Origin of the sequence: Cellulosimicrobium composti (assembly GCF_010287905.1) — a bacterium.
GTDB lineage: Bacteria > Actinomycetota > Actinomycetes > Actinomycetales > Cellulomonadaceae > Cellulosimicrobium > Cellulosimicrobium composti.
Genome location: NZ_JAAFAN010000023.1, coordinates 49057 through 55301 on the forward strand (window position 1 = coordinate 49057; position 6245 = coordinate 55301).

Here is a 6245-nt window from a genome sequence, read left to right on the forward strand (position 1 = left end):
GGGTACGTCCTTGCGGCGACCAACGTTTGCACGCCGGTCGCCACCCGGTGTGGCGGCGTGGTCAGCCGCGCACGAGCGCGTCGATCCACCGGACGGGCGACCAGGCCCCGGACTCGTCGTTCGCCAGGACGGCGACCGTGACGCCCGGCGCGGCGGCGGGCGGCAGCGCCGCCGCGCCGTCGTCCACGCCGCCGGCCACCCCCGCGCCTGCGGCCGGGTAGTGGCGCAGCATCGCGCTCACGCCCGTGTTGATGCCCTCCTTGTACGCGGAGCGCACCGACCCGTCGGCGAGCAGCTCGAACTCGAGCCCGAACCCGTAGTGGACGCTCGCCGCGCGCTCGGCCGACGGCGCGTCCTTGTCGTCGGTCTCGTCGGTGTCGGCGTCGTCGTGCTTGACCTGCGGGGTGAGGAACGCGCGCGTGAGGTCGGGCGGGAGGAGCTCGCCCGCGCGCACCGCAGCCCAGAACCGGGTGAGGTCGCGCGCGGTGACGTGCGCGCCGCCGTCGGGCGAGCCGACGGGCGGGTACGAGTAGATGTTCTGCCGCCACCCGGTGACGCGGCCGGGGTCGGCCGCGTCCGCGCGGACGGGCTCCCAGCCCTCCGCGACGTCCGGCTCGGCCTCGTCCATGCGGAAGAACCCGGAGCGGTCCATGCCGGCGCGGGCGAACACGTGCTCGCGGACGTGGTCGCGGTACGTGGTCCCCGTGACCGCCTCCAGCGCGAGCCCCGCGAGCACGAAGCCGACGTTGCAGTACCGGCAGCCCTCGCCGGGCGGGAAGTTCGGCTCCTTGTGGACGAACCCCGGCAGGAAGTCCGCCGTCCGCGTCACCGAGTAGCTCGGCCGGTCCACCCACAGCGCCTCGTACGACTCGCCCGCCTCCTCGTCCGCGTCGTCGGCGATGCCGGACGTGTGGGTGAGCAGGTGCCGGATCGTCACCTCGCGCGGGATCGTCGTCCCCGCGAGGTCCACGTGGTCGTGGACGCGGTCGTCGAGCCCGAGGCGGCCGTCGCCGACGAGCTGGAGCACCGCGACCGCCGTGAAGAGCTTGGTCACCGAGGCGACGTCGAACCGCGTGCTCGGTCGCACGGGCACGCCCCAGCGTCGCGACGCGAGGCCGTACGCACGCTCGAAGACCTCCGCGCCGTCGCGCTCGATCCGGACGACGCCCGAGAACGCGTCGGCGTCGGCCGCGGCGCGCAGACGCGTGTCGAGGTCGGCGAGGGCGGCGTCGTCCAGGGTGGTCATGCCTCGACCGTAGGTCGCGGCGGCCGCGCCGGGCCACGGCTTTTGCCGCCGGCCCCGCCCCCTCCTCGGCACCCGGCCGCGCCGTCGTGCCTGGTGAGAGCGCTGTCAGGGTACGGTCTCGGCATGGCGACCTCGACCCCCGCGCTCGGCGTGGTCCTCCCGCGCGACCTGCCCGCCGACCGCATCGTGCCGTTCGCGCGCCGTGCCGAGGAGGTGGGTCTCGACGAGCTGTGGGTCGTCGAGGACCTCGCGTTCCACGGCGGGATCGCGCAGGCCGCGACGGTCCTCGCGACGACGCGGCGGCTGACGGTGGGCATCGGGATCCTGCCGGCCGCGACGCGCGCGCCGTCGACCACCGCGATGGAGGCCGCGACGCTCGCGGCCCTGCACCCGGGTCGCCTGCACCTCGGGATCGGTCACGGCATGCCGGCCTGGATGCGGCAGATCGGCATCTGGCCGGCGAGCCCCCTCGCGATGCTCGCGGAGACCACCTCGGCCGTGCGGGCCCTGCTGCACGGCGAGCGCGTCACCGTCGCGGGGCGCTACGTGACGGCCGACGACGTCGCGCTGCACGCCCCGCCCGCGTCGCCGCCGCCCGTGCTCACCGGCGTGCGCGGACCGCGCTCGCTCGAGGTCTCGGGGCGCGTCGCCGACGGGACGATCCTCGACATGCCCGTCACCCCGGAGTACCTCGCCGTCGCGCGCGCCGCGATCGACGCCGGGCGCACGTCGGCCGGTGCCGCCGCCCCGCCCGCGCACCGAGTCGTCGCGTTCTCGACGGGCGCCGTGCACGACGACGCGGCCACGGCGCGCGCCGCCGTCCGGCCGTCGCTCGGCGTCCTGGGCGAGCCCGACTGGGCCGCCCAGATCGACCCGCTGCCGTTCGCCGCCGACTTCCGCGCGCTGCGCGACACGAGCGGATCGCCAGACGCGTTCGGCGCCGCGATGCCCGGCGCGTGGGTCGACGCGCTCGCCGTCGTCGGCACGCCCGACGCCGTGCGCGCGCGGCTCGCCGAGCTGGGTTCGCACGGGGTGTCGAGCGTCGTCCTCGTGCCGACGAGCCCGGACCCCGCGCGACCCGACGACCCGTTCGCGGCGCTCGACGCGCTGGCTGCCGTGACCGCGCCGCCCACGGGCTCGGCGTAGCGCGAAGGACCCCGGGGGCTCGGACCGTCGGCGGCGGTCACGAGGTCACGAGGTCACGAGGTCACGAGGTCACCAGGGCCACGTCGCGACGACGACCACGCTCACCACGACCATGAGGGCTCCGAAGGACAGCAGCGTGATCTTGCGGACGCGCGCCTCGTCGAAGCCCGACCGGAGCCTCGGCAACGACGACAGGGCGCGCCTCGGCTGGCGACGCAGCACCGACCAGACCGGCGACGCGTCGAGCAGGTCGCAGAGCGCCGCGACGTCGGCGAGGGTCCGGCGCCACCGACGGCCCGAGCCGGTCGACACGGGCCACCGCGCGTGCAGGAACATCGCGTCGCCCACGATCTCGATGCAGTACCGGTGGCTCAGGCGCGTGAAGGCTCCGAGCGCGTCCGCCGTGAGCATCCCCCGCACGACGTGCGCGGTCTCGGCGCGTGCGTACACCCGCAGCGCGGTGTCGGGTCCCAGCTCGAGCCGGTCCTCGGGGCGCGGGTGGAAGCCGACCCGCAGACGCAGGACGCTCCTCGACGTCATGACGACGTGCGGGAGCCGGGCCGGCAGCCGGACGGCCACGTAGCCCGGCAGGACGGGGAGCGCTCGGTACGGGGTCACGTAGTACCGCAGGTTGCCGAGCTCGACCGGGTAGCCGTGGACCTCGCCCGTGACCACCATGCGGCGCTCCTGCCGGGTGCCCATCCGGAAGGTGCTCCCGGCGTGACCCGGTGAGGCCTTCAGGGCGTCGAAGGTCCACCCGTTGTCGTCGGCGAACCGGCTGATCCGTGCCGCGGCCGACCGGCTGACCTGCCACAGGGTCACGACGCCCGTGGGCACTCCCACGGCACCCGCGGACACCAGCAGGAAGGTCAGCCTGTTCCAGCCCTGCGGCCCGAGGACCAGCAGCACGACGCCGACGAGCGCGGCGAGCACGCAGCCCACGACCGCGACGAGACGGGTGGAACGCTCCCTCCGCAGCGGGTCGGGCAGGGCGACCCGCGGGAGGTCACGGCGCGCGGAGTCGAAGGCGCTCAGGTCGAGCGGCGCGGCGCTCAACGCGCCGGACCGTCGCATCGGTACGTCACGGACGCACGCTAACCGACGGCGAGGCGGGCACCGACCACGCGCCGACGGCAGGCGGGGCTCCGGGAGCAGGTCCCCGTGCTCGTACCGCAGGCCGGTCGACCTGCGAGACCGCCGCGCAGCGCCGACCATGGGGAGGTGAGCGAGCACGCACCGACGTACACCGAGACCTGGCCGCTGCTGAGCCCGGGCGACCGCCGCCGCCTCGCCGAGCTCGACGACATCGAGACGGACATCCTGCGCCAGCTCGCCGGGGCCTTCGCCGACGAGGTGGACGCGCCGACGCTCGGCGAGCTCCAGGTCGAGCGGTTGCGCGTCTACCGCGACGCGCAGGCCCGGGCCCGCCGCCAGCGGTCGCGGTCCGACCGGTAGCCCGGGGCACCGCGCGGCCCGACCCCGCCCGACCGCTCAGTTCCGCGCGGCCCGACCGTCGTCACAGAGGTCACGTCCCGACGACGAGGAGGCCGTCATGGCCACGCAGCTCAGCCCCTACCTCAACTTCGACGGCGACGCCCGCGAGGCCGTCGAGTTCTACGGGCGCGTGTTCGGCACGACGCCGGACATCAGCACGTACGACTCCGTGGGCCCCGTGGACGACCCGGCGCTCGCGACGAAGGTCCTGCACGCGCAGCTCACGATCGAGGGCGGGGGAACGCTCATGGCCTCGGACGTGCCTCCCGGGACCACGCTCACCGACCGTGCGTCGGTCGCGCTGTCCGGCGAGACCGAGGACCGCGAGCGCCTGCGCGCCTGGTTCGCGGCGCTCTCCGAGGACGCGCAGGAGCTCACCGCGATGGAGACCGCCCCGTGGGGCGACGAGTTCGGCATGCTCCGTGACCGGTTCGGCGTCGGGTGGCTCGTGAACGTCGCCGCGCCGACGCCCTGACCCTCCCAGCGGGCGGGTGACCACGGTTCTTCTACGATGCGCGGATGGACGCGGAGTGGTTCCTCGAGGCGACGGCGCACTGCGCCGTGGGCCGGCAGGCGCGCGAGGTAGCGTGGGAGCAGACGCCGCTCGGCCCGCCCGAGGAGTGGCCGCACGCGCTGCGGCACGTCGTCCGGCTGTGCTTCTCCACGCGCTTCCCGGTCATGCTCGTCTGGGGTCCGGACCTCACGCTGATCTTCAACGACGGCTACGAGGAGATGCTCGGCACGGCCAAGCAGGCCGGCGCGCTCGGGGCGCCTGCGGAGGTCGTCTGGCACGAGATCTGGGACGTCGTCGGACCGCTTTTCGAGAGCGTGCTGTCCACGGGGGAGGTCGCGTCGTACCGCGACCTGCGCCTCGTGATGAACCGCTCGGGCCATGAGGAGGAGACGTTCTTCACGTTCTCCTACAGCCCGCTGCGCGACGACGACGGGCGCATCGTGGGCGTGCTCGACATCTCCACGGAGACGACGCTCGAGGTCGTCAACCAGCGCCGCCTGCGCACGCTCGGCGAGCTCCAGACCGCGCTGCCGACGACGTTCACGGACCTGCGCTCGTTCGCGCGCCCCGTCCTCGAGGTGCTCGACGAGAGCGCGGACGTCGCGCGCGCCGCGTTCTACGACGTGCGCGGCTCGCGCCCGGTCGTGCTCGCCTCGACCGGGCCGGAGGCCGGCGAGACCGAGACCATGCTCGTCGACCGCGTGTTCCGCACGCGGCAGCGCGTCGTCTCGGCGGGGCTCGTCGTCAAGCCGCTGCGCGACGCGGTGCGCGGCGGCGTCGCGGGGATCCTCATCCTCCAGGCGAGCAGCCTGCGGCCCTGGGACCGCGCGTACGCGCGCTACCTCACGGGTCTCGCCTCGACGGTGGGCGCCGCGCTGCGCGACGCGGTCCGCCTGCGGACGACCCTGGACGCGCTGCGCCAGCGCGCGCAGCGCTCGGAGGAGCAGATCGCGCAGATGCGCGAGGTCGCGCTCGCGCTCCAGCAGGCGGTGCTCACCGAGCCGCCCACGCCCGACCACCTCGAGGTCGCGGTGCACTACCAGCCGGCCGCGCTCGACCGGGACATCGGCGGGGACTGGTACGACGCGTTCGTGACGCCCGACGGCGCGACGACGCTCGTCATCGGCGACGTCGTGGGGCACGACCTGTCCGCCGCGGTGACGATGGGCCAGCTCCGCGGGCTCGTGCGCGCGATCGGCTACGACAGCCAGGAGTCGCCGGGGCGCGTGCTCGAGCGCGTCGACGCCGCGGTGCGCGGGCTCGCGCTGGGCGGCGCCGCCGTCGCGACGGTGCTCGTCGCGAGCATCGAGCAGAGCGAGGAGGAGCGGCGCCGCGGCGTGCGGACGGTGCGGTGGTCGAGCGCCGGTCACCTCCCGCCGATGCTCGTGCGGGCCGACGGGAGCGTCGACACCCTGACGCGCCCCAACGACCTCCCGCTCGGCCTCGCGCCTGGCCGTCCGCGCACCGAGCACACCGTCGAGCTCCACGCGGACGACACGCTCGTGCTCTACACGGACGGGCTCGTGGAGCGCCGGGGGCACAACCTGCGCGACGACATCGCCGACCTGGCGCGCGCGCTCGAGGGGTCGCACACCCGCTCGATCGAGCAGGTGGTCGAGGCGGCGCTCGAGCGGATGCTCCCGGGCCCGGGCGAGGACGACGTCGCCCTCGTCGTGCTCCGGACGGGACCCGAGGACCCCGGCCCGGTCGTGCCCGCGCCCGCCGCGGCGGCGCGGGTCGTCACCGCGTGAGGGCCGCCCCGCCGCCCGGGGGGGGGGGGGGGGGCCCCGGGGGGGGGGGGGGCCCCCCCGCCCCCCCGGGGGGGGGGGCGGGGGGCGGCCGGGC

6 protein-coding genes are annotated in these 6245 nt (G+C 75.5%); 4 read left to right on the plus strand and 2 right to left on the minus strand.

Features of this window, described 5'->3' with window-relative positions; translation table 11 throughout:
* Positions 1–61: 61 nt before the first annotated feature.
* Positions 62–1246: a serine hydrolase domain-containing protein gene (locus GYH36_RS08775; RefSeq protein WP_162289655.1), complete on the minus strand. Its 1185-nt coding sequence runs from the start codon at positions 1244–1246 to the stop codon at positions 62–64.
* A 123-nt stretch (positions 1247–1369) separates the two neighbouring features.
* Between GYH36_RS08775 and GYH36_RS08780 the strand changes: the two genes are divergently transcribed.
* Complete coding sequence (locus GYH36_RS08780) at positions 1370–2392, plus strand: LLM class flavin-dependent oxidoreductase (RefSeq protein WP_024839974.1); 1023 nt, start codon at positions 1370–1372, stop codon at positions 2390–2392.
* A 69-nt stretch (positions 2393–2461) separates the two neighbouring features.
* Here GYH36_RS08780 and GYH36_RS08785 read toward each other — a convergent pair whose 3' ends face one another.
* Complete coding sequence (locus GYH36_RS08785) at positions 2462–3448, minus strand: hypothetical protein (RefSeq protein WP_162289656.1); 987 nt, start codon at positions 3446–3448, stop codon at positions 2462–2464.
* Positions 3449–3613: 165 nt separating this feature from the next.
* On the opposite strand from GYH36_RS08785, the gene GYH36_RS08790 reads away from it, so the two are divergent.
* The 3 genes from GYH36_RS08790 (at position 3614) to GYH36_RS08800 (ending at position 6151) form a co-directional block, all read left to right on the plus strand.
* Positions 3614–3847, plus strand: coding sequence for a hypothetical protein (locus GYH36_RS08790; RefSeq protein WP_024839976.1), 234 nt, complete (start codon positions 3614–3616; stop codon positions 3845–3847).
* Positions 3848–3944: 97 nt separating this feature from the next.
* Entirely contained in the window at positions 3945–4361 is a 417-nt protein-coding gene (locus GYH36_RS08795) for a VOC family protein (RefSeq protein ID WP_162289657.1), read from the plus strand.
* Between the two features lie 44 nt (positions 4362–4405).
* Positions 4406–6151 carry a SpoIIE family protein phosphatase gene (locus GYH36_RS08800; RefSeq protein WP_162289658.1) on the plus strand — a complete coding sequence of 582 codons (1746 nt, stop codon included), beginning with the start codon at positions 4406–4408 and terminating at the stop codon, positions 6149–6151.
* Positions 6152–6245 lie beyond the last annotated feature (94 nt).

Coding starts and splice junctions, on each gene's coding strand:
- GYH36_RS08775 (WP_162289655.1), bottom strand. CDS start 1,246: ATGACCACCCTGGACGACGCCGCCCTCGCCGACCTCGACACGCGTCTG.
- GYH36_RS08780 (WP_024839974.1), top strand. CDS start 1,370: ATGGCGACCTCGACCCCCGCGCTCGGCGTGGTCCTCCCGCGCGACCTG.
- GYH36_RS08795 (WP_162289657.1), top strand. CDS start 3,945: ATGGCCACGCAGCTCAGCCCCTACCTCAACTTCGACGGCGACGCCCGC.
- GYH36_RS08800 (WP_162289658.1), top strand. CDS start 4,406: ATGGACGCGGAGTGGTTCCTCGAGGCGACGGCGCACTGCGCCGTGGGC.